At 63.8% G+C, this 25,120-nt stretch carries 24 protein-coding genes and 1 pseudogene; 12 read left to right on the top strand and 13 right to left on the bottom strand.

Features of this window, described 5'->3' with window-relative positions; all coding sequences use genetic code 11:
• Positions 1-62 precede the first annotated feature (62 nt).
• From cobA to EP376_RS15950, 3 genes are read left to right on the top strand one after another with little or no spacing between them, the layout of a single operon-like run.
• Positions 63-911 (top strand): uroporphyrinogen-III C-methyltransferase, encoded by an 849-nt coding sequence (gene cobA, locus EP376_RS15960; RefSeq protein WP_127656617.1) that lies wholly within the window; start codon positions 63-65, stop codon positions 909-911.
• 1 nt (position 912) lies between these two features.
• Positions 913-2,178 (top strand): cobyrinic acid a,c-diamide synthase CobB, encoded by a 1,266-nt coding sequence (locus EP376_RS15955; RefSeq protein WP_127656616.1) that lies wholly within the window; start codon positions 913-915, stop codon positions 2,176-2,178.
• 46 nt (positions 2,179-2,224) lie between these two features.
• On the top strand, positions 2,225-3,457 hold the full coding sequence (locus EP376_RS15950) for an MFS transporter (RefSeq protein WP_127656615.1): 1,233 nt from the start codon (positions 2,225-2,227) through the stop codon (positions 3,455-3,457).
• Positions 3,458-3,547: 90 nt separating this feature from the next.
• Here the strand turns inward: EP376_RS15950 and EP376_RS15945 are convergent, their stop codons facing one another.
• From EP376_RS15945 to EP376_RS15920, 6 genes and pseudogenes are all read right to left on the bottom strand, one after another.
• Entirely contained in the window at positions 3,548-4,336 is a 789-nt protein-coding gene (locus tag EP376_RS15945; RefSeq protein ID WP_240652472.1) for a squalene/phytoene synthase family protein, read from the bottom strand.
• The gene (gene cimA, locus EP376_RS15940) at positions 4,333-5,955 is read right to left on the bottom strand and encodes a citramalate synthase (protein WP_127656614.1); all 1,623 of its coding nucleotides are present in this window, start codon (positions 5,953-5,955) and stop codon (positions 4,333-4,335) included. Before cimA ends, EP376_RS15945 begins: the two co-directional genes overlap by 4 nt.
• A gap of 735 nt (positions 5,956-6,690) precedes the next feature.
• Positions 6,691-7,845, bottom strand: a pseudogene (gene cysS / locus EP376_RS15935) (cysteine--tRNA ligase); the annotation flags it as partial.
• A 147-nt stretch (positions 7,846-7,992) separates the two neighbouring features.
• Positions 7,993-8,220, bottom strand: coding sequence for a hypothetical protein (locus EP376_RS15930; RefSeq protein WP_127656612.1), 228 nt, complete (start codon positions 8,218-8,220; stop codon positions 7,993-7,995).
• A 235-nt stretch (positions 8,221-8,455) separates the two neighbouring features.
• Positions 8,456-8,839: a VOC family protein gene (locus EP376_RS15925; RefSeq protein WP_127656611.1), complete on the bottom strand. Its 384-nt coding sequence runs from the start codon at positions 8,837-8,839 to the stop codon at positions 8,456-8,458.
• Positions 8,839-9,018 (bottom strand): hypothetical protein, encoded by a 180-nt coding sequence (locus tag EP376_RS15920; RefSeq protein ID WP_127656610.1) that lies wholly within the window; start codon positions 9,016-9,018, stop codon positions 8,839-8,841. The genes EP376_RS15925 and EP376_RS15920 overlap by 1 nt, the downstream gene beginning before the upstream one ends.
• Before the next feature lie 74 nt (positions 9,019-9,092).
• Between EP376_RS15920 and soxR the strand changes: the two genes are divergently transcribed.
• The 3 genes from soxR (at position 9,093) to EP376_RS15905 (ending at position 11,743) form a co-directional block, all read left to right on the top strand.
• Positions 9,093-9,554, top strand: a complete 462-nt coding sequence (soxR, locus tag EP376_RS15915) for a redox-sensitive transcriptional activator SoxR (protein WP_127656609.1) — start codon at positions 9,093-9,095, stop codon at positions 9,552-9,554.
• A 36-nt stretch (positions 9,555-9,590) separates the two neighbouring features.
• Positions 9,591-10,772 (top strand): pyridoxal phosphate-dependent aminotransferase, encoded by a 1,182-nt coding sequence (locus tag EP376_RS15910; RefSeq protein ID WP_127656608.1) that lies wholly within the window; start codon positions 9,591-9,593, stop codon positions 10,770-10,772.
• A 110-nt stretch (positions 10,773-10,882) separates the two neighbouring features.
• Positions 10,883-11,743: a TPM domain-containing protein gene (locus tag EP376_RS15905; protein WP_127656607.1), complete on the top strand. Its 861-nt coding sequence runs from the start codon at positions 10,883-10,885 to the stop codon at positions 11,741-11,743.
• A 69-nt stretch (positions 11,744-11,812) separates the two neighbouring features.
• Here the strand turns inward: EP376_RS15905 and EP376_RS15900 are convergent, their stop codons facing one another.
• The 5 genes from EP376_RS15900 to EP376_RS15880 form a co-directional block, all read right to left on the bottom strand.
• A complete protein-coding gene (locus tag EP376_RS15900) occupies positions 11,813-12,901 on the bottom strand; it encodes an ABC transporter ATP-binding protein (RefSeq protein ID WP_127656606.1) in 1,089 nt (362 codons plus the stop codon).
• A 24-nt stretch (positions 12,902-12,925) separates the two neighbouring features.
• A complete protein-coding gene (locus EP376_RS15895) occupies positions 12,926-14,581 on the bottom strand; it encodes an alpha-amylase family glycosyl hydrolase (protein ID WP_127656605.1) in 1,656 nt (551 codons plus the stop codon).
• A 24-nt stretch (positions 14,582-14,605) separates the two neighbouring features.
• Positions 14,606-15,760 carry a carbohydrate ABC transporter permease gene (locus EP376_RS15890; RefSeq protein WP_127656604.1) on the bottom strand — a complete coding sequence of 385 codons (1,155 nt, stop codon included), beginning with the start codon at positions 15,758-15,760 and terminating at the stop codon, positions 14,606-14,608.
• Positions 15,760-16,992 (bottom strand): carbohydrate ABC transporter permease, encoded by a 1,233-nt coding sequence (locus EP376_RS15885; RefSeq protein WP_127656603.1) that lies wholly within the window; start codon positions 16,990-16,992, stop codon positions 15,760-15,762. The genes EP376_RS15890 and EP376_RS15885 overlap by 1 nt, the downstream gene beginning before the upstream one ends.
• A gap of 90 nt (positions 16,993-17,082) precedes the next feature.
• Positions 17,083-18,441 (bottom strand): ABC transporter substrate-binding protein, encoded by a 1,359-nt coding sequence (locus EP376_RS15880; protein ID WP_127656602.1) that lies wholly within the window; start codon positions 18,439-18,441, stop codon positions 17,083-17,085.
• Between the two features lie 268 nt (positions 18,442-18,709).
• On the opposite strand from EP376_RS15880, the gene EP376_RS15875 reads away from it, so the two are divergent.
• From EP376_RS15875 to EP376_RS15850, 6 genes are all read left to right on the top strand, one after another.
• Entirely contained in the window at positions 18,710-19,750 is a 1,041-nt protein-coding gene (locus tag EP376_RS15875) for a LacI family DNA-binding transcriptional regulator (protein WP_127656601.1), read from the top strand.
• 64 nt (positions 19,751-19,814) lie between these two features.
• Positions 19,815-20,783 carry a glucokinase gene (locus tag EP376_RS15870; protein ID WP_127656600.1) on the top strand — a complete coding sequence of 323 codons (969 nt, stop codon included), beginning with the start codon at positions 19,815-19,817 and terminating at the stop codon, positions 20,781-20,783.
• Between the two features lie 68 nt (positions 20,784-20,851).
• The gene (locus EP376_RS15865; RefSeq protein ID WP_127656599.1) at positions 20,852-21,313 is read left to right on the top strand and encodes an SspB family protein; all 462 of its coding nucleotides are present in this window, start codon (positions 20,852-20,854) and stop codon (positions 21,311-21,313) included.
• 54 nt (positions 21,314-21,367) lie between these two features.
• Positions 21,368-22,759: a class II fumarate hydratase gene (fumC, locus tag EP376_RS15860; protein ID WP_127656598.1), complete on the top strand. Its 1,392-nt coding sequence runs from the start codon at positions 21,368-21,370 to the stop codon at positions 22,757-22,759.
• A gap of 5 nt (positions 22,760-22,764) precedes the next feature.
• Positions 22,765-22,953 (top strand): DUF4169 family protein, encoded by a 189-nt coding sequence (locus tag EP376_RS15855; protein ID WP_127656597.1) that lies wholly within the window; start codon positions 22,765-22,767, stop codon positions 22,951-22,953.
• Positions 22,950-23,168 (top strand): ribbon-helix-helix domain-containing protein, encoded by a 219-nt coding sequence (locus tag EP376_RS15850; RefSeq protein WP_127656596.1) that lies wholly within the window; start codon positions 22,950-22,952, stop codon positions 23,166-23,168. Before EP376_RS15855 ends, EP376_RS15850 begins: the two co-directional genes overlap by 4 nt.
• Before the next feature lie 66 nt (positions 23,169-23,234).
• On the opposite strand, the gene EP376_RS15845 is transcribed toward EP376_RS15850, so the two are convergent.
• Positions 23,235-23,489 carry a hypothetical protein gene (locus EP376_RS15845; protein WP_127656595.1) on the bottom strand — a complete coding sequence of 85 codons (255 nt, stop codon included), beginning with the start codon at positions 23,487-23,489 and terminating at the stop codon, positions 23,235-23,237.
• A gap of 266 nt (positions 23,490-23,755) precedes the next feature.
• On the bottom strand, positions 23,756-25,117 hold the full coding sequence (locus EP376_RS15840; RefSeq protein ID WP_127656594.1) for a cytochrome P450: 1,362 nt from the start codon (positions 25,115-25,117) through the stop codon (positions 23,756-23,758).
• Between the last annotated feature and the right edge of the window lie 3 nt (positions 25,118-25,120).

The raw sequence follows: 25,120 nt of genomic DNA, 5'->3' as shown, positions 1-25,120 counted from the left end.
ATGCGCATATCCGTGTCGCATGTCCTCTTTCTTGCGGGCGCGAACAGCGCCATAAGGGGAGCATGACTCGACATATTCTGCCGCACGGGGACTGGCCCCGGCTCGAACAGGGATGGGTCTGGCTCTGCGGTGCGGGGCCGGGGGATCCCGGGCTTCTGACGCTGCATGCGCTCAACGCGCTGGGTCAGGCGGATGTGGTCGTTTATGACGCCCTCGTGCAGGAGGAGATCCTCGACTGGGCCCCGCAGGCCGAACGGATCTATGCCGGCAAGCGCGGCGGCAAGCCCTCGCCCCTGCAGCGTGACATCTCGCTCAGGCTGGTTGCCCTCGCGCGGGAGGGCAAGCGTGTTCTGCGGCTCAAGGGGGGCGATCCGTTCGTGTTCGGCCGCGGGGGTGAAGAGGCGCAGACGCTGATCCAGAACGGTATCCCGGTGCGCATCGTGCCCGGTATCAGCGCCGGCATCGGCGGGCTGGCCTACGCCGGCATCCCCGTCACCCATCGTGATGTGAACCAGTCGGTGACCTTCGTCACCGGGCACGACCAGTCGGGCCAGACGCCCGGATCGCTGGATTGGGAGGCCATCGCCCGGGGCAGCCAGGTCATCGTCATCTACATGGGGATGAAGCATATCGCCCAGATCACGGGCGCGCTGATGGATGCCGGCCGCCCCGCCTCCGAACCCGTGGCCGTTGTGACGACCGCAACCACGGCCTCTCAGCAGGTTCTGGAGACGACGCTGGGCACCGCGGTCGAGGATGTGGCCCGGTCGGCGCTTGAGCCGCCCGCGATCATCTGCGTGGGCCGGTCGGTCCTGATGCGGCAGGTGCTGGACTGGCAGGCCCTTGCGCGCGGCGAGACGCCGCGCAACCTTGATCCGCTGGGCCGGGGCGACGCAGCGGCCAGCGCCTGAGATGCAGGGCCTCATCCTCGCGGCGCCTGCCTCGGGGGCGGGCAAGACAACGGTGACGCTCGGCCTCTTGCGCCACCTTCGGCGCGACGGCGTTGCCGTGCGCTCGGCCAAGTCAGGCCCCGACTATATCGACCCGCGCTTCCACGAGGCCGCGACCGGCGCGCCCTGCCCCAATCTCGACGCCTGGGCGATGACGCCCGACCGGATCACGGCGATCGCCGCCGCTGACGGCACGCTGATCGTCGAAGGCGCGATGGGCCTGTTCGACGGCGCGCCCCCCGACAATCGCGGCGCGACGGCAGATCTGGCGCGTATCCTCGGCCTGCCCGTGATCCTGATCGTCGATGCGGCCCGGATGTCCGGCTCCGTCGCGCCGCTGGTCGCGGGATTTGCGGCCCATGACCGTGCGGTCAGGGTGGCAGGTGTGATCCTGAACAACGTGGGCTCCCCCCGGCACGAGGCGATGCTGCGCCGTGCGCTGGTGGCCGGGCCGCCGGTTCTGGGCGCCCTGCCCCGGACGCCCGGATTGCATCACCCCTCGCGCCACCTCGGCCTTGTTCAGGCGGGCGAACGCGCGGACCTCGCTGATTTTCTCGATACCGCGGCCGATCTGGTCGCGCGGCATGTCGACGTGGACAGGCTCCTTTCCCTCGCGGAGGATCTGCCCCCGGCCCGGACAACCCCGCGCCTTGCCCCCCCGGCCCAAAGGATCGCGATCGCACGCGATGCGGCGTTCAGTTTTGCCTATCCCCATATGCTTGCCGATTTTCACGACGCGGGGGCCGAGATCCTGCCGTTCTCACCGCTGGCCGATGAGCCGGTCCCGGAGGCGGATTTCGTCTTTCTGCCCGGCGGCTATCCCGAACTGCACGGGGCAACCCTGTCCAACGCAACCCTGTTTCTGGATAGCCTGCGCCGCGCCGCGGACCGGGTGCCCGTCTATGGCGAATGTGGTGGCTACATGACCCTGGGCGAGGGCCTGACAGATGCGGAAGGCACGCGGTGGCCGATGGCCGGTCTATTGCCGCTCGAGACATCATTTGCCGCCCGAAAGCTGCATCTGGGCTACCGCAGCCTGAGGGTCGAAGCAGGGCCGATGGCCGGCACATGGCATGGCCACGAATTTCATTACGCCGTCACGCTGCGCGCCGAGGGCCAGCCCCTTTTCACCGTGACCGACGCCGAGGGAACGGCGCTTGCGCCCATGGGCCTGCGCGCCGGGCATGTCTGCGGCTCTTTCGCGCATCTGATTGATCGCGCGGGGTGACCGAGGCCCATTGCATTCACGGATTTGCATGATTAACGAGTGAAGCATGAGCACTCTCACCAATCCCGAATACGACGAAGACCGCCGCGCCAAACGCAATGTCGCGGTGCTTGTGGCCGCCCAGGCTCTGCTGGGCTCGCAAGTGTCGATGGTCGTCGTGTCGGGGAGCCTCGCCGGCAACATGCTGGCCTGGAATGCCTGCCTCGCCACGCTGCCCATCTCGATGATGGTCTTCGGATCGATGACCACGGCGCCCTGGCTGTCGCCTCTGATGCAATCGCGCGGGCGCCGGTTCGGCTTCTTCATCGGGGCCCTTGCCGGCGGGATCGGTGCGGCGATCTCGGCCTCCGGGCTTCTCTTCGGGAGCTTCATCCTTCTTCTGCTGGGGTCCTACCTCACGGGCATCTACATGTCTGCGCAGGGCTTCTACCGGTTCGCGGCGACCGATACCGCATCGGACAGCTACCGGGCAAAAGCGATTTCATACGTGATGGCCGGTGGCCTCTTGTCCGCCATTTTCGGACCGCAACTCAACAAGCTGGTGCAGGATGCCTATGTGATCCCGTTTCTCGGCACCTATGTGGCGATCGTCGCGATCAACGTGGTGGGCGTATTCCTGTTCTTCCTACTGGATCTGCCCGGCGGCACGCGTGGCCAGCCGGTGGATCACACGGCCCCGACCTCGCGGTCCCGCAAGGATTTGCTGACCGACCCCAAGATCGTGGTCGCGATCATCTGCGGGATGGTCAGCTATGCGCTGATGAACCTCGTGATGACCTCCGCGCCACTGGCGGCGGTCGGCTGCGGATTCACGACCAACAATGCCAACGACATGATCTCGGCCCATGTGCTGGCGATGTTCGTGCCGTCCTTCTTCACCGGGCACCTGATCAACCGCTTCGGCTCCTCTGCGATCATCGCAACGGGGCTGGTGATCCTCGCCCTGGCCGGCATGACGGCGCTTGCGGGCGTGGAACTGGGCAACTTCTTCGTCGCGCTGGTCTTGCTCGGCATCGGCTGGAACTTCGGCTTCATCGGGGCCACGACAATGCTCGCCTCCGCACACCGCCCCGAGGAGAGAGGGCGCGTTCAGGGACTGAACGACATGATCGTCTTCGGCTGCGTCACACTGGCAAGCCTTGCCTCGGGCGGGCTTCTGAATTGTTCGGGGAGCACCCCCGTCGAAGGCTGGAGCGCGGTCAACATCGCGATGATCCCCTTCCTTATGCTGGCCGGTGGATCGCTTCTGTGGTTCTCCGGGCGCCACGGTCGGGCCTGAGCCCGGACGTACGCCAAGCGGCGCGATTTCTTTGTAAGAAATCGATCCGGAAACTTTCAAAGTTTCCGGCACCCTGCGGCAAAGGAACCGCTACCAGCCGCCCAGCAGTGACAATCTCAGAAGGCGCGCCCGTTTCCCGAATTCGGACAACCCGACCGCGCCTGCTGAAACCGAGCCGGGATCGCGCTTGGCCCGGGTCAGAACAGGCCCCGCGAATGTCGAGAGCCGAAAGACAGGTGCCAGAGCGGGATCGGGCCGGGCCGATCTTGCCGCGGCCAGCCGCTCGAGGCCAAGGCCCGCCAGCCGTCCGACCGCTTCGGGCCGCCCGTCCGGCAAGGGGCGCTTTCCACGAGCCTCGAGTTCGGGGATCGCGATCATCCAGTTGGCGATGCCCATCGCCACGCCCGCCGCCCCTGCCGCCGCTTCGCAGGCACCGCCGACCGCGCGCGTGGCCAGCGTCATCAACGCACCGCCTGTGGCCTCCATGTGGTCAAGGAACTCCGCCTCATCCTCAAAGGGCGCGGCCTCGATATCCCAGCGCCGCGCATCGATCAGCTTGTGGAACAGCGCGTCCGGCAGTCCCGCCTGCGTGATCAGGCGGCTCAGGGGGGCGGCGACCTCGTGGGCGCGGGCGGGCTTGCCCGCCACGGCCTCGGTCACCGCATCGCGCCACCATTGCAGACGCATCTCCGCAATGATCGGCTCCGCCGTCAGATAGGGCGCGCGCGCCACTTCAAGGTTCATTGCCAGAAGAACCAGGATTGGCCCCCGCTGCGCCGGGGGCGCCGCCATGGCGATCAGGAACCGGTCGGGATCCCCCCGGCGCACCAGTTCAGCGCAGGCGTTTATCTCCTCGGCCGGAAGATCGGGCAGGCTCACGCCCGCGCCCCGTCGCGCACCAGTTTCCAGATCACCGCATCGAGCAGTGCCTCGAACGAGGCCTCGACGATATTGGCCGAAACCCCCACCGTCGACCAGCGCCTGCCCTGGCTGTCTTCGCTGTCGATGATGACGCGGGTCACCGCCTCGGTCCCGCCATTTGTGATGCGGACCTTGTAATCCACCAGCCGCAGGTCATCGATGATCCCCTGGTAGGGGCCCAGATCCTGCGCCAGCGCCCGGCTGAGCGCATTGACCGGACCCGCATCCTGCCACTCGGACGCGCCCTCGTTCTTGTAGAAGCTCGTCCGTTTCGACCCGTCCGGCAGCGTGACTGTAACCACGGCCTCCGACTCGACCACCAGTTCGCCCTTGGCGTTGCGCCTGCGTTCCGAGATCACCCGGTAGCGTTCCACATCGAAATATTTCGACAAGAGGCCCAGCTCCCGCCGGGCCAGCAGTTCGAAACTCGCCTGCGCGGTGTCATAGGCATAGCCCTTGCCCTCGCGCTCCTTGATCGCATCGAGAATGCGGCCAAGCGCAGGATCACCCGGCGCCACCTCGAGCCCCGCTTCGACCAGCCGCTGGCGCAGGTTCGACTGACCCGCCTGATTCGACATCGGCACGATCCGGCTGTTGCCGACCACTGCCGGGTCGATATGTTCATAGGTCGTCGGGTCCTTGGCGATGGCGCTGGCATGCAGTCCCGCCTTGTGCGCGAAGGCCGAGGTGCCCACATAGGGCGCCTGTTTCGACGGCACGCGGTTCAGGATCTCGTCCAGCAGGCCCGACACCTTGCGCAGATTGCGCAGCGCCGCATGACTGACCCCGGTCTCGAACCGGCCCGCATAGGGCTGTTTCAGCAGAAGCGTCGGGATCAGCGTGGTCAGGTTGGCATTGCCGCACCGCTCGCCCAGACCATTGAGCGTGCCCTGTATCTGGCGCGCGCCGGCATCGACGGCGGCCAGCGTGTTGGCGACCGCATTGCCGGTGTCGTCATGCGTATGGATGCCAAGCCGTTCGCCCGGGATGCCGGCTGCGATCACCGCGCCCACGATCTCGCGCACCTCGTGGGGCAGCGTGCCGCCATTGGTGTCGCACAGAACCAGCCAGCGACAGCCGGCCTCATGAGCCGCACGCAACACCTCGAGCGCGTAATCCGGGTTCGACTTGTAGCCGTCAAAGAAATGCTCGGCGTCGAACAGAGTCTCGCGCCCCAAACCCACGATATGCTCGAACGAGGCGCGGACATTCTCGACGTTTTCCTCAAGCGTGATGCCAAGAGCCGTCGTCACATGGAAATCATGCGATTTCCCAACAAGGCAGACAGCCGGGGTGCCCGCGTTGATCACGCCGGCCAGCACATCGTCATTGGCCGCCGACCGTCCCGCGCGCTTGGTCATGCCAAAGGCCGTCATGGTGGCCCGCGTCTTCAGCCCCGCCTCGAAGAACGCGCTGTCGGTCGGGTTCGCACCGGGCCAGCCGCCTTCGATATAGTCGACGCCGAGATCATCGAGCGCCTTGGAGATGCGTATCTTGTCCTCGGTCGAGAATTGCACGCCTTGGGTCTGCTGCCCGTCACGCAAGGTGGTGTCATAGAGATAAAGGCGTTCGGTCATCGCCCTGCCCTTTCCGTTTCTTCTTTCGAGCAAGGGCGCGTGATCGATCGCCCCGCGAAACGGGGGCGGATGCGCCAAGGTCGCCGTTTCGCGCCATTGGTCCAAGCGACAATGGCGACACCTCCCCCCCGGGAGGGCTTTCGTTGGATCGCCGCCTCACTCATCGGACAAGTCCTCCAGTTTAGATGGATCGAAAGCCTCAGAAAGTGTCCATTTTGTTCCATCTGGAGTGTCGTGCAGAATGATCCCCAAATCTTCCAAATTGGACCGTATCTGATCGGCTTCTTGGAATTGTTTTGCTTTCTTCGCGGCGGCACGTTTCTCGATCTTGTCGACAATATTGGCAGCTCTAATGGCGTTCATGTTCTCAATGGTCAGTTTTGAGATTGGTATCGTCCCTTCAACCATATCGATTTCAGCTGCATAATCCCTCTTTAGTCGACCATAAAAACTTGCGAGGCTTCGAGCAGCATCAATTGGTGGCTCCGAACTTGACAATATCGCCTTTGCAGCCTGCTTGCCGATGTTCGAATATTGCTGAGCAAAGATCCTAATTTTGCCTTCAACCGCTCTTCCTACTTCAATCTGCTTGACTGCTTGCTTTGAAAGCTCAAATAGCGGGGCATTGATTTGACTAAGCTTCTGTACAACTAAACCCAATGACTCAGACAACCACCGCGACGCAGGATGCCATTCTGGAACCTCCATCAAGTCAGAGACAGAGCGCTCTTTCCAGCTCCACTCGCCGAGTTGATCATAAAGTAGCCCCAGCAAATTCCCTGATGCCTTGAGGGCACCAGCTTCTTTTCGGTCGGCTAACTTCTTCAGTTCTTCAATTGCTTCCCACGTATTCAGATCATCAGCGAGGGCAGCGATCACCTTCGACGAAGGCTGCGAGGGCTCAGCAAACTCGGTTAGCAATCGCCAGTTATGAAGCAACTCCTGCGCTTCCTCGGCCTTCTTCTCCGTCCAGTCCATCGGCTTGCGGTAATGCGTGCTCAGCATGACAAACCGGATCACCTCGCCCGGCACGCCCTGATCGAGCAAATCCCGCACGGTAAAGAAGTTGCCCAAGGACTTGGACATCTTCTTGCCCTCGACCTGCAGCATCTCGTTATGCATCCAGACCCGCGCGAAATCGCCCTCGGGGTGGGCGCATTTCGACTGGGCGATCTCGTTCTCATGATGCGGGAATTGCAGGTCGTTGCCGCCGCCGTGGATGTCGAAGCTTTCGCCCAGCAACTCATAGGCCATGGCCGAGCATTCGATATGCCAGCCGGGCCGCCCCCGGCCCCAGGGGCTCTCCCATCCGGGCAGGTCGGGCGTCGATGGCTTCCACAGCACGAAATCCATCGGGTCTTCCTTGTAGGGGGCAACCTCGACTCGGGCGCCCGCGCGCATGTCATCGACCGACCGGCCCGACAGAGCGCCGTAGTCGGAATAGGAGCGGACCCGGAACAGGACATGGCCCTCCGCCTCGTAGGCATGGCCCTTGGCGATCAGGTCCTCGATCATCGCCACCATCGGACCGATCCACGCGGTGGCGCGCGGCATGTGCGTGGGCTCCATCACGCCGATCGCGGCCATGTCATCAAGATACCAGCCCGTCGTCTCGGCCGTGATCTCGCCGATCGGCCGGCCCGTTTCGGCGGCGCGCGCGTTGATCTTGTCGTCCACGTCGGTGAAGTTGCGCACATAGGTCACGTGATCGGGCCCATAGACATGACGCAACAGCCGGAACAGCACGTCAAAGACGATCGCGGGCCGCGCATTGCCCAGATGCGCCCGGTCATAGACCGTGGGGCCGCAGACATACATCCGCACGTTGTCGGGATCGAGAGGCTCGAACTCTTCCTTGCGGCGGGTCTTGGTGTTGTAGAGGCGGATCATCAGGCGTCTTTCGGCTCGAGGGTATTTACCCGCGGGCTTGGCTGATTTCACCTGGGATGGAAAGATGTGAAAAGCGGCCCGCGACGTATGTCAGCAGGGAATAATGCAGCAGATAATGATGCGGCGATGACTTTTCATGAACGCGCCTTAGCAGGTGCGCCCGTCCCAGTCCAGTCCGGGCTGCGCCCGATCCGAGAGTTTGCGGATCATGTTGAGATTGCGGGCCGTCATATCACTGCCCGTCAGGACAAGGGTCATGCGCTCCGCCACGATCCGCGCGCGCGGCGGAGCAAGGAGCGGGACCGCCTCCCAAGGCGCTGCCTCGGTCGCCTCGGCCCGGACCAACAGGGTGACGCTCGCAATCGCCGGGCACACATCGCGCCACCCTATCTCGGCGGCCAGCGCGCAGGCCCGCCGTCGCGACCCGGATGCCGGCACGCCATCCTGCCGGCGGTCCTGCCCCGGAAATCGTCTTCACTTTCGCGCCCCAGGACCAGCGGGGCGCTGCGACCCGCCCTTTCGCGTTGGTCCAAATACTCACTCCGGACCCCGCCAACCGGACGACCTCAGAATGTTCGGGCGGGACCGGCTCTGAACCGGTCCCCCTGGATCACGCGTAGCTGATCACCTCGATCTCGACGCCGTTTTCCTCGTGGAAATAGAACCGCCGCCCGGGCTCGTAATCCGCGTGGGAATGCGGCGCGTAGCCCCGCCCCCTGACCTTGGCCTCCACAGCGTCGAGGTCATCGACGACCACCCCGATATGGTTCAGCCCGCCGCGCGTGACATAGCTGCTGTCCGCGGGATCGACCGGGCTGCCATCGGGGCCCGAATAGACCGCGACATAATCGTCGTCGCCTCCGACGTGGAGCGTCCGGCCCCCGTGGATCGCCCCTCCGGACCAGCGGATGCGCCAGCCGAACAGATCGATCAGCATCTCTGCGGTCTGCTCCGGGTTCGCCACGGTGACGTTCACATGTTCAAGCCGTGCCATCAGCGCGTCCCCCGTCCCGTGATGATCCGCGACCACAGTCCCGGACGGACCGGCACCTCCCCGGTCACGACGCGAAGGCATCCGCAGTCGAGGTCATGACCCCAGCCAAGCCCGTCACGCCTGAGCGCGGCAATCTCGTTCGGCCCAAGGCAGTAAGCGCGTGTCGTTTTGCGTATCATATGTCGTTCTCCTCTGGATTTCGTTGACCGACTCTGTCCTAATTCCTCAAGTTAACTTTAGATCAAGGGAAAAAATGACACGACTTGGCCAAGGCCTCACCATCGGGGAACTGGCGGACAGGACCGGCCTCGCCGTCTCTGCCATCCGGTTCTACGAAACCCACGGCATCGTCCGGCCGGTGCGCAACGCGGGCGGGCACAGGCGCTATGGCCGGGCCGATATCCGGCGCCTGTCCTTTGCGATGATCGCGCAGCAGCTGGGGTTTCCCCTGTCGGAGATCGGCGCGCGCCTCGCCGCCCTGCCCGACCACCGTGCGCCCAGCCGCGCCGACTGGACGGAGATGGCCGGCGAATTCCGCGACGAAATCGACAACCGTATCCGGCGGCTTGGCGAGCTGCGCGACAAGCTCGACGGATGCATCGGCTGCGGCTGCCTGTCGCTGGAAACCTGCGCGCTCTACAATCCGGACGACCGCGCGCAGGCCCTCGGCAAGGGACCGCGCTACCTGATGGGCGATGCTGCCTCCGACATCTGATTGACATTGGCCGCCCGGCCATGTGGGTTCGCCCCCATGACATTGTCTTCGAGGATCAGAACGCTTCACGACAGCGGCTCGGACGGATGGGAGCTTTATCGTCGGGCCCGGGCCATGGCCGAAGCCGGGCTGCCCGTGATCGAGCTGACCATCGGCGAGCATGATATCCCCACGTCCCCGACCATCCTGCGCGCCATGCACGACGCCGCAGCCGCCGGGCACACCGGCTATACGCCGGGCGAGGGTCTGCCGGAATTGCGCGCCCGGATCGCGCACCGCGTTGCAGAGAGGACCGGCGTGCCCACGACGCCCGAGAACGTGATCGTCACGGCCGGCGGTCAGGCCGGGCTGTTCAACGCCCATTACGCGGCCCTCGATCCCGGCGATGCGGGGCTTTACCTCGATCCGCATTACGCGACCTACCCCGGCACGATCCGCGCCGCCGGCGGTCGGCCCTTTGCCGTGCCGACCCGGGCCGAGGACGGGTTTCAGCCGCGTGCCCACGCACTCGAAGCAGTCATCGAGACGCGGCCCGAGGCGCGATCCCTGCTGATCAATACCCCCAACAACCCGACCGGCGCCGTCTATTCTCGCGAAACCCTCGAGGCCATTGCCGGTGTGGTGCGCCAGCATGGCATGTGGCTGATCTCGGACGAGGTCTATGACACGCAGGTCTGGTCAGGCGCGCATATCTCCCCCCGGAGCCTGCCCGGCATGACCGAACACACCCTCGTCATCGGCTCCATGTCGAAAAGCCACGCCATGACCGGAAGCCGGATCGGCTGGGTCTGTGGCCCCGAGGCCGCGATCGCCGCGATGGGGGACCTTGCCACCAACACGACCTACGGGCTTCCGGGCTTTGTCCAGGTGGCGGCCGATCATGCCCTGTCGCTGGGGCCCGCATTCGAGGCAGAGATCGCCGCCCCCTTCCGCCGCAGGCGCGAGATCACCGAACGGCTGCTGGCGGGCCAGAACGCCGTTCACGCGGCCCCCATTCAGGGCGCGATGTATGCGCTTCTCGATATCCGCGCGACCGGGCTGACGGGCGAGGCCTTCGGCCACGCGCTTCTGGACGAAACCGGCATCGCGATCATGCCCGGCGAAAGCTTTGGCCCCGCCTCGGCGGGCCATGTGCGGGTGGCGATGACGGTGGCCGACGATGTCTACGAAGACGCCCTGTCGCGGCTTCTGGACTTCGCGGCCCGCCGCATCCGCTGAGCCCGGCGCAGATTGACCGCTCAGCCTAGGGGGCGCGCGATCACGCTCCCCTCTTGGCAGAATCCGCCGGGCCGCTAGACTGGCGCAAGATATTTCGAAGGAACAGTTAGATGACGATCAAGTCCTTGATCCTTGCCAGCGCCTTTGCGCTGGCAGGGAATTGCGCATTTTCACAAAGCTATCCCACCCAGAGCGAAACCCCGGTGACCGACGATGCAGAGGTGCTCGACCCGGTCGACGAGGCCCGGCTGGCCGAGCGGGTGGTCGCGCTTGAACAGGAGACCCGAACCGACATCGCGGTCGTGACCCTGCCCTCGACCGCGCTCTATACCATGGGCGACGATATCGACGTCTATGCGCAGGGCCTGATCGAGGAATGGAACCTTGGCGATACCACGGGCGGGCGGAGTGTGATGCTCCTCGTGTTTCGCGACGATCGGGAATTGCGGCTCGAGGTAACGGGGGATTTTCCCGTCGACATCGAGACCGTGGCCCCCGAAATCGTGCAGGACACGATCCTACCGGCCTTTCGCGAGGATGATTTCGGCGCGGGCATCAGCATGGGCATCGATGCGGTCGCGACCCGTATTCTCACGGCCGAAGTGGCGTCCACCCCGACCAACGCACCAGCCGCCGAGACTGGCGAAGGCGGAGGCTCGAACATCCTGATCTGGATCGGCGGGGTCGTCGCCGCGCTGGTGGGTCTGGGCGTTGTCAGCAGCAGACGGGCCAAGGCCAAGCTTGCCGCCACGCCCTGCGCCGCCTGCGGCAAGACAGGGCTTACGAAGGAAAACGTCGTGACGCGCGAACCGACAGAAACGACGGAAGGCCGGGGCGAGACGCGGCTGACCTGCCCCTCCTGCGGCCATGTGGCTGCCTCGCCCTACACGATTTCGAAGAAGACCCCGGCTGCCAAGAAGTCGTCCGACGACAAGAAACCGAAAAGCGGCGGCGCCTCGGGCGAGTGGTAACGTGGTGAACGCGAAAGGGCCCCGCCATCTCTGGCAGGGCCCGTTCGGACAGGTCGGAATGTCAGGCCTCTAGCGATAGTAGAGCGACTTGCCGTTGGCAAAGACCTGAACCTTGGACGGGTCCGCCGTCATCCGGACGGTCCTGCCGCGCATCTCGTTGTGAATGCCGGGCAGCTTGGCGAGGAACTGATCGGCGTCGCCCGTCTTCTCGAAATAGAGGATCGTCACTTCGCCGAGGGCCTCGGTATAATCGACGACGCCTTCGAACAGCGCGTCACCTGTTGCCTCCACCATATCCTCGGGCCGGACGCCGACATTCACCTTCAGCCCCTTGTCGGCCGTCTGTGTCGGCACGGCCGACCGTGCCATGCCCCCGGAATTGAGGCGGATCACCGTCTCTTCGCCGGTCTCGACGATCTCGCCGGGCAGAAGGTTCATTGCGGGCGAGCCGATAAATTGCGCCACGAATTCATTCTCGGGCCGCTCATAAAGTTCGAGGGGCGTGCCCACCTGCGCGATGCCCTTGTTGGCCAGCACAACGATCCGGGTGGCCAGCGTCATCGCCTCGACCTGGTCGTGGGTGACGTAGATCATCGTCCGGTCGGGCATCGATTCCTTGAGCTGGGCGATCTCGATCCGGGTCGCGACGCGAAGGGCCGCGTCAAGGTTCGACAGGGGTTCGTCGAAGAGAAAGACCTTGGGCTCGCGCACGATCGACCGGCCGATGGCCACCCGCTGACGCTGCCCGCCCGAAAGCGCCTTTGGCAGACGATCGAGATAGGGTTCAAGCTGAAGGATACGGGAGGCCTTGGCGACGGCGGCGTCGATTTCCTCGGGCGACTTTTTGGCGAGTTTCAGCGCGAAGGACATGTTATCGCGCACCGTCATGTGGGGATAAAGCGCGTATGACTGGAACACCATCGCGATGCCGCGCTGCGCCGGCGGCACGTCGTTGACGACCTGCCCGTCGATTTCCAGCGTCCCGCCGGTGATGCTTTCAAGGCCCGCGATCATCCGCAGAAGCGTGGATTTCCCGCAACCCGAGGGGCCCACGAAGACAATCAGCTCGCCCTGCTCGATATCAAGATCGATGTTCTTGAGAACATCAACCGTCCCCCCGTATGTCTTGGCCACGTTCGTCAGCTTCAGATTAGCCATGACGCGTTCCTCCCTCTTTATCCCCTAAACAGCCCGCCGTGCGAGGCAGCATTGCCAGGCCCCGAGCCGAATGTCTTGTCCTGTTTCAATCTCTGCACCGCCCACGGTCGCGCCGATCGACGCCCACTCCCCCCCGGGGGGCGCGATGACGGCCTCATCGGCTGACAGGTTGAACGCGCAGAACACCTCTTCGCCGGCCTTGCGGCGGACAAAGCGGACCACGTCGCCCTCGGTCGTCAGATCCGACAACTCGCCCGTCACCAGCGCCGGATGCGCCTTTCTGAGCGCAAGTGCCGCGCGATAATGGCTGAGCATGGAGCGCGGGTCGGCGTCCTGTACGGAGGCGGCCATGTTGACATGCGCCTCCGACACCGGAAGCCACGGACGCACATCCGAAAAGCCGCCGTGCAGGTTCGATTGTTCCCAGACCATCGGCGTGCGACAGCCGTCGCGGCCCTTGAACTCGGGCCAGAACTCGATGCCGTAGGGGTCCTGCAGATCCTCGAAGGCGACTTCGGCCTCGGGCAGGCCCAGCTCCTCGCCCTGGTAAAGGCAGACGGATCCGCGCTGGCACAGGATCAGCGTCGCATAGGCGCGCGCGGCGGCATCGCTGAGATCCCAGCGGGTGATGTGGCGCACCACGTCATGGTTGGAATAGGACCAGCAGGGCCAGGCATCGGGTGCTGCCGACATAAGCCGGTCCTGGATCGTCTTGAGCGTCGCGGCCGTCAGCCGGGCCGGCTGAAGCATCTCGAACGGATAGCACATCTGCACCTTGTCACCGCCCGACGTGTATTCGGCCATGATCTCGAGCCCGCGTTGCGCATCGCCCACCTCGCCTACAGCGGCCGCGCCGTAAGGTTCAAGCTCGGCCCGGAAACGGCGAAGGAATTCAAGGTTTTCCGGCTGGTTCTTCGAGTGGATGTGATCCTGCCAGTTATAGGGATTGACCGCCGGTGCGATGGAATCGTTGCGGGCCTCGGGCGGCAAGGCAGGATTGTCGCGCAACTCCTTGTCGGCAAAGTAGAAATTGATCGTGTCGAGCCGGAATCCATCGACACCGCGTTTCAGCCAGAACCGCTCCACGTCCAGAAGCGCCTCCTGCACGTCGGGATTGTGGAAGTTCAGGTCGGGCTGCGACGACAGGAAGTTGTGCAGGTAGTATTGCATCCTGCGCCCGTCCCAATGCCATGCCGATCCGCCAAAGATCGACAGCCAGTTGTTGGGCGGGCTGCCATCGGGTTTCGCATCGGCCCAGACATACCAGTCGGCCTTCGGATTGTCGCGGCTCTGGCGGCTTTCGACGAACCAGGGGTGCTGATCCGAGGTATGGCTCAGCACCAGATCGATCATCACCTTCAGGCCCAGCTCATGCGCGCGCCCGACCAGACGGTCGAAATCCGCAAGCGTGCCGAACATCGGATCGACATTGCAGTAATCCGACACGTCATAGCCGAAGTCCAGCATCGGCGATGTGAAGAACGGCGAGATCCAGACCGCATCGACGCCCAGCGAGGCGATATGCGGGAGGCGGTCGACGATACCGGCCAGATCGCCGATGCCGTCGCCGTTGCTGTCCTGGAAGCTGCGGGGGTAGATCTGATAGATCACCGCCCCGCGCCACCAATCCCTGTCGACACTTGTTGCCCGAAGGGCGCTGTCCCTGACCACTGCGTTCATCTGGGTTCGATCCAAAGTTCGATGTTACTTGACGGAGCCGGCCAGCAGGCCGCGCACCAGGAACCGCTGCATCGCGAAGAACACGACAAGCGGCACCGCGATCGACACGAAGGCCGAGGTTGCGAGGATTTCCCAGTCACCGCCCCGGGTGCCGAGCAATTCCACGATCTGCTTGGTCATCACGGTCGTCTCGCCGGAGCTGTCGATCAGGAAGACGAGGGCCACCAGAAGGTCATTCCATGTCCACAGGAACTGGAAGATCGCAAAGGAGGCCAGCGCCGGGAACGACAGGGGCAGAATGATCTTGGTAAAGATCTGGAAATCCGTCGCCCCGTCGACCTTGGCGTTTTCGATGATATCGCGCGGCAGGCCGACCATGTAATTGCGTAAGAGATAGATGGCGAGAGGCATCCCGAAGCCGGTATGGGCAAGCCAGACACCCAGATACCCTTTCCCGATCCCGATCTCGTTATGCAGTTTCAAAAGCGGGATCAGCGCAAGCTGAAGCGGCACGACCAAAAGCCCGACGACCGCCGCGATCAACAGCGCCCGGCCCGGAAAATCCATCCACGCCAGCGCATAGGCCGCGAAGGCCGCAACGAGGATCGGGATGATCGTCGCCGGGATCACGACCGTCAGCGTGTTGAAGAACGCCTTGGCCATGCCTTCGGAATTGCGCGGATCGAGAAGAACCTGATCGTAGTTCGCCAGCGTGAATTCCGGCGGCTCGAGCGCCGTGATGAAGACGCGTTGCCCGCGCCCCTCGATCTGGTCGGCATTGCCCTGCCAGACATAGGTGCCGTCGGCATTGACGGTAAAGGTCTCGCCTTCGCCCAGATCGGCGGTATCGCCCGGCGCATAGGCCGCCAGATCGCGCGACGAGGTGCCCCAGGTCGAAATCTCGCCGCCGAGGCCCTCTTGCCGGAAATCGCCTTCCACGACAAAGACGCCCGCCTCTGTCTCGATCCGGTTCTCATCGGGGTCGGCCGCCCGGAATTGCTCGGTCAGCTCGGCCGGGAACATGGCTTTCCACCAACCCGACTGGGTGATCTGGTCGCCCGTCCGGAAGGACGAGACGAACAGGCCCATGGTCGGAAACAGCCATAGCAGGACAAGCGCCAGAACCGAGATATGCACCGCCCATGTGAGGGTGGATTTGGTACCTGCGATATTGTCCATCAGCGCATCTCCTTGCGGGCGTTGTAGACGTTCCAGACGAGGATCGGCGTCACCAGCAACATGATGATCATCGCCGAGGCAGAGCCCACGCCCCAATCGTTGGCACGGAACAGCTTGTCATACATGTAATTTGCCAGAACCTGTGTCTCCCACTGACCGTTGGTCATCGCGAACACGATGTCGAACACCTTCAGGGTGGCGATCGTGATCGTCGTCCAGACCACCACAATGGTCGACATGATCTGCGGAACCTTGATCGAAAAGAAGATCTGGAACGGGTTCGCCCCGTCGATGATCGCGGCTTCGATCGTTTCCTCCGGGATGCCGCGCAGGGCGGCCGACAGGATCACCATGGCGAACCCGGTCTGGATCCAGACCAGCACGATCATCAGGAAGAAGTTGTTCCAGAACGGAATCGTAAGCCACGTCATCGGCGTGCCGTAATCCAGTTCGGCCGTCAGCACAGAGCCTGCGTTCAGAACCGAGGAGACCGCGATATAGGCCATCAGAAGCGCGAGCAACGCGAAGACGATCTTGAGACCCGAGGCAAGACGCGGTTCGCGTATCTTCCGGATCGTGACCCAGACAATCCAGGCCAGAGCGGCCGCGAAGCCCAGAAGCAGGATCGCCGGCACGATCTTGAGAAAGATAAAGGAGCCGATCCCGCCATCGAACCTCAGCCAGAGCGCGTTGAGAACGCCGATCTGCTGGGCATCCTCGGGGCGGGTCTCGTAGACCAGCTTGAAGATGACGGCGGCGCCGACGAAGGAAATCGCCATCGGCATGAAGATCAGGGATTTGGCGACCGACCCCCAGGAGATCCGGTCCGTCAGCTGCGCCGCCAGAAGCCCGAAGGCCGTCGATCCGGCAGGGACCACGATCAGCCACAGCATGTTGTTGCGCAAAGCTTCCATGAACTTCGGCTCGGCGAACATGCGGGTGTAATTGTCGAAGCCGACAAACTGGGTCCGACCACCGGGGAGCCTTTCGAGAAAGCTCAGCCGGAGAGTTTCGAACACCGGGTAGGCAAGATAGAGCCCAAGCGCCAGTAGCGCGGGAGCGAGAAACAGCCAAGGCCGTATCTTGTTGGCCCGGTTGATGTTTCTGGATGCATTCGGCCCGGAGGCGGGGAACAGGACTTTATCGAGGAATACGTTAGAGAAGTAGAAATATCCCACGCATCCACCGACACCGATGACGATCGTGAGCAGTCCCAGCAATGCAGGATTCATCAGCCCCTCCCTTGGCCGGCTCTATGAATGCTCCCCCGGCCCGGACGGGCCGGAAGAGCGGTCTTTTCTCAGGCGTATCGGATCACCCGATTACTTGATGGCGTCCCAGCTGTCCTGGATCGCGCCGGCAACCTCTTCGGCCGATGCACCGCCGACAAAATCGACCATGCCCGTCCAGAAGGAGCCCGCGCCGATCTCACCGGGCATCAGGTCCGACGCGTCGAACCGGAAGGTGGTGGCGTTGAGCAGGATTTCGCCCTGACCACGCAGGATCTCGTCGCGATAGGCGTCGAGATTCACGCCGGAATGCGGCGTCAGGAAGCCCGTCTGCGCCATCATCAGCTCATGCGCGATCGGCGTCTTCAGGAACTCCATGAACGCATCCGTGGCTGCGCTCTGATCGGTCACGGCCATCAGCGTGCCGCCACCCAGGACCGGGTTGCCCAGGTCTTTTTCCGAGAAGGACGGGAAGTAGAAGAAATCCGCATCCTCGCCCGGCGTCACGTCATCGGGGAAGAAGGCCGTGGCGAACGACGCCTGGCGGTGCATGTAGCACTGCGGCGGCGAGGTGAAGAGGCCCGTGGGGCTGTCGCGGAAGTCGGTCGAGGCGACCGCACCGGCCCCGCCGGAGACCATGTCGTCGTTCTTGGCGAACATGCCGAAGGTTTCCAGCGCCTCAAGAACGCGCGGATCGTTGAACGGGATCTCGTTCGCGACCCACTGGTCATAGACTTCGGGCGGCTGCGTGCGCAGCATGATGTCTTCGACCCAGTCGGTTGCCGGCCAGCCCGTCGCGGGACCGGACGCCAGACCGATGCACCACGGGGTTTCGCCATCGGCGATCATCTGCTCGGACAGCGCGATCAGATCTTCCATGGTTTCGGGCACTTCATAGCCCGCATCCTCGAAGTTCTCGGGGCTGTACCAGACCAGCGACTTCACGTTCACATTGTAGAAGAAGCCGAACATCTGGTCGTCACCGTTGCCGTCGGCATAGGTGCCCAGATCAACCCACGACGGACCAGCGGCGTAGTTTTCCGCGACCCAGTCAGCCATGCCGCCTTCGAGCGGCGACAGAAGGCCCTGTGCGGCCATGTTCGCGGCCAGACCGGGCTGCGGGAACACGGCGATGTTCGGGGGCGAACCGGCCTCGGCGTCGATGACGATCTGCTGCTCGAACCCGTCGGAGCCGGTGTAGACGGCCTCGGCGCCGGTGGCCTCGTTGAAATAGGCCAAGACGTTCGAGAAATACTCGGCCTCGGGCGACAGCCACGGGCCGAAGATGGTCAGCGTCTCGCCCGACAGATCCGGCGCATTCGCGGCGAATTCCTCATAGCTGTCCCAGTTGAAGTTCCCGCCTTCCATGCCGAAGGCAAGATGCGCGTCCGCGTGGGCCATGCCAGCAGAAAGCGCAATGGCGGCAACGCCGCCAAAGAGTGTCTTGTTCATGTGTATCCTCCCGTTTCCGCAACCTGTTGCTGCGGGGTTCGATCACCTTAGCGCCCCATGAGATCAGAATCGTCCCAAAGCGCTTTGGATATTTTTCAACGTCCATCAAGTCAGAGCATGTGTCAACGCCCAAACGTGTTCCTCCCGAAAACACCATACACTTTCCTTCGGCAAACGGACATGGAGAAACTTTGCCCTTCCCCCAACGTCAATTGCTGATAATATTTTGAAAGCGCTTTGAGAGCGTCGCCTGAAGATATGGATCGCGATGAACCTGAAGGAACTGTCCGAGAAACTGGGGTTGAGCCAGACCACTGTAAGCCGTGCGCTCAACGGCTACCCGGAGGTCCGCGAAGCCACGCGCGCGCGGGTTCTCGATGCCGCGCGCCACTATAATTACAGCCCCAACAGCCGGGCCAAGAGCCTTGCCACTGGACAATCCATGGCGATCGGCCACGTCGTCCCGACGTCGTCGACCCATGAAATGGTCAACCCGATCTTCGCCGATTTCACCGCCGGCGCCTCGCAGACCTATGCCCGCCACGGATACGAGATGGTGATTTCGACCGTGCTCGATGGTGACGAGGAAAAGGTCTATCGCAAGCTCAAGGCGCGCGGGACGGTCGATGGGGTTCTGGTTCATGCGCCCGCGATGAATGATCAGCGCCTGTCGTTCATCGAAAAGCTGGGCCTGCCCTATGCCGTTCACGGCCGCGTCTCTGACCGGCCAGAGCCCTATTGCTGGCTTGACGTCAACAACCGCTCGGCGTTTCGGACAGCGACGGAATTCCTGCTCGATCTGGGGCACCGCCGCATCGCGCTGATCAACGGGCGCGAAGAGATGGATTTCGCCTACCGGCGCCGGATGGGATATCTCGATGCGCTCAGCGCGCGGCGCGTGCCGCCCGATCCGCAACTGATGCTGGCCGACGAGATGACCGAATTCTTCGGATACCGGTCGGCCATGCAGCTGCTGGCCCTGCCCCGGCCGCCGACGGCGTTTCTCGTGTCGTCGATGATCTCGGCGATCGGCGTGCGCCGCGCGGCCGAGGAAAACGGCCTGAGACTGGGCGCCGATCTATCGGTCATGACCTTTGACGACGATCTGTCCTACCTGCGCAACGGGGCCGATCTGCCGATCTTTACCGCCATGCATTCCTCGGTCCGCGAGGCCGGCCGACTGCTTGCTGAGATGCTTATCGACCTGATCGCGAATCCCGGCGGGCCGCGACAGACACGCCTGCTGGAGGCCGAACTGAAGATCGGCCGATCGACCGGGCCCGTCCCCTTCGCGGTGCGAAGCGCTTGAAGCTTTGATCGAAACGGGTCAATCAGGCGTCCATCATAGCGTCGAGCAATCCGGAGATCCTGCGATGGCCCATCCCCCCAACACCCTGTCCCTCGTCTCCGATATCGGCGGCACGAATACGCGCGTCGCTCTGGCCGATGGGCGCCGGGTCCTGACGGACAGCATCCGACGCTATCGCAATGCCGATTTCGCAGGCCTCGAATCGGTGCTGAGCCGCTATATCGAGGAAGAGGCCGTCGATCCCGCCTCAGCCTGCGTCGCCGTTGCGGGGCCGGTGCGCGATGGCAAGGCCGACATGACCAATCTCGACTGGACGATCGACGAGACCACGCTTGCCCGCGCGACCAGGGCCGAAACCGTGGCGATCCTCAACGATCTTCAGGCGCAGGGCCATGCGCTCGGCCATATCGAGGCCGATCAGATCACCGAGATCCTGCCCTTCCCCGACGCTTCCGACACGGCCACGAAACTGGTGATCGGCGTGGGAACCGGGTTCAATTCGGCCCCGGTCTATGAATTCGCCGCCGGGCGCGAGGTGATGCCCGCGGAATCGGGCCATGCCACCCTGCCCGCCCATACCGAGGAAGAGATCGAGCTGAGCCGCTATGTCTCGACCGCGCATGGTTTTCCCTCGGTCGAGGACGTGCTGTCGGGCCGCGGGATCGAGCGGCTCTATCGCTGGGTCGGGGAACGCTCGGGCCATCCGCGCGAGGCCAAGGCCAGCGAGATCATGGCCGCCTGCGCCAAGGGTGATGACGAGGCGGCGCACGAGGCCGTGCGGGTCTTCTCGCGGATGCTGGGCGCGGTTGCCGGAAACCTTGCCCTGATCACGCTGCCTTTCGGCGGCGTCTACCTTGTCGGCGGCGTGGCCCGCGCGGTGGCCCCCTACCTCAAGGATCACGGCTTTTCCGACGCGTTTCGCGACAAGGGGCGCTTCGCGGGCTTCATGCATAATTTCGGTGTTGCGGTGATCGAAGACGATTATGCCGCGCTGACGGGATCGGCCGCTTATCTCGCGTCTCGCAACCTCTGAGAGCGGCCCCTTTTCACTGGCCGCATTTGGCGTATGCTGACACGGAATCCAGTCAAGCAGAGGTCGGGATGGCGTCGACGATCGATTATGGCAACCTGATGCACCGCGCGATGCGCGGCCTGATCCAGCAGGTTCTGGGTGACGTGTCGCGGGACGGTCTTCCCGGGGAGCACCATTTCTTCATCACCTTCGACACCATGCATCCCGATGTGGAAATCGCGGATTGGCTGTCGGATCGCTATCCCGACGAGATGACGATCGTTTTGCAGCACTGGTTCGACCGCCTGATCGTCACCGACGAAGGCTTTTCGGTGACGCTGAATTTCGGTGACCAGCCGGAGGCCCTCTATATTCCCTATGACGCGATCCGGACCTTCGTCGATCCCTCGGTCGAGTTCGGGCTCCGGTTCGAATCGCAGGATGAGGACGAGGCCGAAGAGGCGCCGATGTCGGAGCTTGTCGAACCCGAAGACGAGGCGCCCGAGAAAAAGGACGCCGACGTCGTCAGCCTCGACTCGTTTCGCAAGTAGCCTCCGGCGCGCCACCCCGCCCGAGGCCCAGACCCCGCAGCAAGGAGGCAGACCATGGCCAGCACACGCACGGAATCCGACAGTTTCGGCCCCCTCGAGGTTCCCGCCGATCGCTACTGGGGCGCGCAGACGCAACGCAGCCTGATCAACTTTCCCATCGGCTGGGAACGCCAGCCCGTCGCCATCGTGCGCGCGCTTGGCGTCGTCAAACAGGCCTGCGCTGAGGCCAACAAGGCCCGTGGCGCCCTGCCCGAGACGATGGCCGATGCGATGATCGCCGCCGCCGCCGAGGTGGTCGAGGGCAAGCTGGACGATCATTTCCCGCTTGTCGTCTGGCAGACCGGATCGGGCACGCAATCGAACATGAACGCCAACGAGGTCATTTCGAACCGCGCGATTGAGATGCTCGGCGGCGAGATCGGGTCGAAAGACCCCGTCCACCCCAATGACCATGTGAACATGGGGCAATCCTCGAACGACACCTTCCCCACCGCGATGCATATCGCCGTGGCGATGACCGCGCGGGACGTGACGCTGCCGGGGCTGGCCAAGCTGCATTCGGCGCTTCTGACCAAATCCGAAGAGTTTGCCGAGATCATCAAGATCGGCCGGACCCATACGATGGATGCCACGCCCCTGACGCTGGGGCAGGAATTTTCAGGCTATGTGCATCAGGTGGCGCAGGCGATCCGCCGGGTCGAAAGCGCCCTGCCCGCGATCTATCAGCTGGCACAGGGCGGCACCGCCGTCGGCACCGGCCTGAATGCGCCCAAGGGCTGGGGCGAGACGGTCGCCGCGAACATGGCGCGGATCACCGGCCTGCCCTTCGTGACCGCGCCCAATAAATTCGAGGCGCTGGCCGCCCATGACGCGCTGGTCGAGATGTCGGGCGCGCTCAAGACGGCGGCGGCCAGCCTTTACAAGATCGCCTGCGATATCCGGATGCTGGGCTCCGGGCCCCGCTGCGGGCTGGGCGAGTTGATGTTGCCCGAGAACGAGCCCGGCTCGTCGATCATGCCGGGCAAGGTGAACCCGACCCAGGTCGAGGCGATCACGCAGGTCTGCGCCCATGTGATGGGCAATGACGCGGCGGTGGGCTTTGCGGGCAGCCAGGGCCATTTCGAGCTTAACGTGATGAAACCGATGATGGCCTATAACGTGCTGCAATCCATGCAGCTTCTGGGCGATGCCTGCGTGGCCTTCACCGACAATTGCGTGGCAGGCATCCGCGCCGATCGCGACCGGATCGACGCGCTCATGCGCGAAAGCCTGATGCTGGTCACCGCGCTTGCCCCCGAAATCGGCTATGACAATGCCACGACCGTCGCGAAGACGGCCCACAAGAACCGCACCACCTTGCGCGAAGAGGCGGTGAAGCTGGGTTTTGTCGATGAGGAGACCTTTGATCGCGTCGTCCGTCCCGAAGCGATGATCGGCCCGAAGTAACCGCCATGGCCCGCGTCACCAACCTCAAGACCTTTCGCAAGCAAAAGGCCCGCGAGGCGACCCGCAAGACGGCCGATGAGAATGCCGTTCGCTTTGGCCGGACCGGGGCGCAGAAATCGCTTGAGGCGGCCGAGGCCCGAAAGGCGCGCGCCCGGCTTGATGCGCACAAGCGCGACGATGATCCCCAAGCATGAGCGGGCGTCCGGTCAAACGGTCACTGACGCTGCGCGGCCATCGCACCAGCGTCTCTCTCGAAGATGCGTTCTGGACAGAATTCAGACGGCTTGCCGCCCGCGAAGGGACCCCGATCAACGAACTCGCGGCCCGGATCGACACGGAGCGTGGCGATGTGGGGCTGGCCTCGGCGATCCGGGTCTGGGTCCTCGATCAGGTCAGGACAGGCAACTGACCTCGTGCCCATCCAAACAAAAAGGGCGCCCCGGGGGCGCCCATCCGTCGTCGTATGACGCGGGCCTCAATCCTTGGGATAAAGCGCCGCGCGCATCGACGACAGCCGCTCCAACTCGTTCATCTCGGCTGCATTCAGAGGACGGCATTTCGGCGCCGCGCTGACCGGGCGCGCCATCGCACCGTTCATGTTCTTCGAAAAGGCCGCTCCCTGCTTCACACGCATATGATCGGCTGACTGGGTCGGGCGAAAGATCGACATCGCCAGCGACAAGGTCCCGCCAAGACGACCCGAAATGCCCGATGACTGCTTCTTCGACATTAACAAACGCTCCCGAATTCCGTTGTGCCCCATACGTGTCAATATAGCCGCATTCGGTCGAAAGAACGGCAAATATTTGTCCAGTTCATGTCGAAAAGTCTGACACGAGAAACGTTAATTATCCCTAAACATCTAAAATATATCCCTTTTTCCAGCCCTTGCGCACCCGATCCGCAGCCCTGGTTGCGTCGCCCTTTCCGACACAATTGGTGGGACTATTCCGAACCGTTCCCGGATCGGAAAACGACAGAGTCGAAAAACGGCCCTCAGCGGGGCGCGCGACGGACAAGTTTCAGGAAAATCCCGTCGCGCGATCGGACCGTCAGATGCGCCACGGGGACCGGCACATGCTCGGGTGAGGCGGAAATCCCGAACGCCCGCACGATCAGCGCGGTCAGGATCACTCCTTCGGCCATCGCGAAACTCGCCCCCGTGCAGACCCGCGGCCCCGTGGAAAACGGCATATAGGCCTCGCGCGCCGAGGCCTTGCCCGCCTCTGTCCGCCAGCGCGACGGATCGAACTCGTCGGGCCTGTCCCACATCCGTTCGTGACGGTGCAGATGCCAGGGCGACAGCACGATCTGCGCGCCCTTGCGGATCGCGCGTTTGCGAAAGGTCTCGGGCCGGGTGGTCTCGCGCACCATCATCGGCACCGGGGGATAGAGCCTCAGCGCCTCGCGAAAGACGTCGCGGGTGACCCTGAGGGACGACAACCGGGAGAAATCCGCCTCGAGATCGGCGGCCTCCTCCGCGACTTTCTCTTGCCATTCGGGATGCGTCGCCAGCAGGTATAGCGTCCAGGCAAGCGCCGAGGCGCTGGTCTCGTGGCCGGCAAGAAAGAAGATCGCGACCTGATCGACCATCTCGGCGGGGTCGAACGTCTCGCCCGTCTTGGGGTCGGCCATCGTCATGATCTTGGTTGCCAGATCATCGGGCGCCGCGCCGCGCGCGATCAGCGCGGCCCTGTCATCGACCAGCCGCGTGATCAGGCCGCGTATTCGCTCGGCGGTCGCGCGCGTCTCGGACCGGAAAAACCGGGGCATCCAGCGCGGCCCGGGGACAAAGGCCGCAAGGTTCAGGATCGGCTGACTGCGCTGATGGGCCTGAAACTCGGCAAAGACCTCGGCTGCCAGCTCATTCTCGATCGGGATCGAGAACAGCGTGCGAAAGATCACGTCGGCGGCGGCATGGCTGGTTTCCGGCTCGATATCGAAGACCTCACCCGTTCGGGCATCGAGCCGCGCGACAGTGGCCGCTGCCGCGCCCCACATCGCGTCAAACGTATCGCGGATGCGCCCACCCTCGAAGGCCGGGTCGATGATCCGCCGCTGTCGTTTCCACAGATCGCCGTTGGTGAGGAAGACCGATTGCCCCAGAAGCGGCGCAAGCCCCGCCCCCACCCGATCGGATTTCGGGAAATCGTCGGGCCTGTCCTTGAGAACGCTGGTAATGATCGTGGGGTCATTGGCCATGTAGCTGCGAAAGAACGGCGTCCTGAACTCCGCCATCCACGCCCGATACAGCCGCGCGGGTTGCGCCGACAGGATGTCTTCGCGAAACAGCTTGAGATACCGCCAGAGCGAGACCTTGTCGGGGCGCGCGGCCGGTTTCGGGGGCGTCTCGGTCACGGC

This window comes from Alexandriicola marinus (assembly GCF_004000435.1).
In the GTDB taxonomy this organism is placed as follows: domain Bacteria; phylum Pseudomonadota; class Alphaproteobacteria; order Rhodobacterales; family Rhodobacteraceae; genus Alexandriicola; species Alexandriicola marinus.
This window is presented reverse-complemented; position numbering and strand designations above follow the sequence as displayed.

Coding starts and splice junctions, on each gene's coding strand:
- EP376_RS15845 (WP_127656595.1), bottom strand. CDS start 23,489: ATGTCGAAGAAGCAGTCATCGGGCATTTCGGGTCGTCTTGGCGGGACC.
- EP376_RS15920 (WP_127656610.1), bottom strand. CDS start 9,018: ATGATACGCAAAACGACACGCGCTTACTGCCTTGGGCCGAACGAGATT.
- cobA (WP_127656617.1), top strand. CDS start 63: ATGACTCGACATATTCTGCCGCACGGGGACTGGCCCCGGCTCGAACAG.
- EP376_RS15865 (WP_127656599.1), top strand. CDS start 20,852: ATGGCGTCGACGATCGATTATGGCAACCTGATGCACCGCGCGATGCGC.
- EP376_RS15895 (WP_127656605.1), bottom strand. CDS start 14,581: ATGAACGCAGTGGTCAGGGACAGCGCCCTTCGGGCAACAAGTGTCGAC.
- EP376_RS15855 (WP_127656597.1), top strand. CDS start 22,765: ATGGCCCGCGTCACCAACCTCAAGACCTTTCGCAAGCAAAAGGCCCGC.
- soxR (WP_127656609.1), top strand. CDS start 9,093: ATGACACGACTTGGCCAAGGCCTCACCATCGGGGAACTGGCGGACAGG.
- cimA (WP_127656614.1), bottom strand. CDS start 5,955: ATGACCGAACGCCTTTATCTCTATGACACCACCTTGCGTGACGGGCAG.
- EP376_RS15875 (WP_127656601.1), top strand. CDS start 18,710: ATGAACCTGAAGGAACTGTCCGAGAAACTGGGGTTGAGCCAGACCACT.
- EP376_RS15850 (WP_127656596.1), top strand. CDS start 22,950: ATGAGCGGGCGTCCGGTCAAACGGTCACTGACGCTGCGCGGCCATCGC.
- EP376_RS15925 (WP_127656611.1), bottom strand. CDS start 8,839: ATGGCACGGCTTGAACATGTGAACGTCACCGTGGCGAACCCGGAGCAG.
- fumC (WP_127656598.1), top strand. CDS start 21,368: ATGGCCAGCACACGCACGGAATCCGACAGTTTCGGCCCCCTCGAGGTT.
- EP376_RS15955 (WP_127656616.1), top strand. CDS start 913: ATGCAGGGCCTCATCCTCGCGGCGCCTGCCTCGGGGGCGGGCAAGACA.
- EP376_RS15880 (WP_127656602.1), bottom strand. CDS start 18,441: ATGAACAAGACACTCTTTGGCGGCGTTGCCGCCATTGCGCTTTCTGCT.
- EP376_RS15910 (WP_127656608.1), top strand. CDS start 9,591: ATGACATTGTCTTCGAGGATCAGAACGCTTCACGACAGCGGCTCGGAC.
- EP376_RS15905 (WP_127656607.1), top strand. CDS start 10,883: ATGACGATCAAGTCCTTGATCCTTGCCAGCGCCTTTGCGCTGGCAGGG.
- EP376_RS15870 (WP_127656600.1), top strand. CDS start 19,815: ATGGCCCATCCCCCCAACACCCTGTCCCTCGTCTCCGATATCGGCGGC.
- EP376_RS15900 (WP_127656606.1), bottom strand. CDS start 12,901: ATGGCTAATCTGAAGCTGACGAACGTGGCCAAGACATACGGGGGGACG.
- EP376_RS15890 (WP_127656604.1), bottom strand. CDS start 15,760: ATGGACAATATCGCAGGTACCAAATCCACCCTCACATGGGCGGTGCAT.
- EP376_RS15950 (WP_127656615.1), top strand. CDS start 2,225: ATGAGCACTCTCACCAATCCCGAATACGACGAAGACCGCCGCGCCAAA.
- EP376_RS15885 (WP_127656603.1), bottom strand. CDS start 16,992: ATGAATCCTGCATTGCTGGGACTGCTCACGATCGTCATCGGTGTCGGT.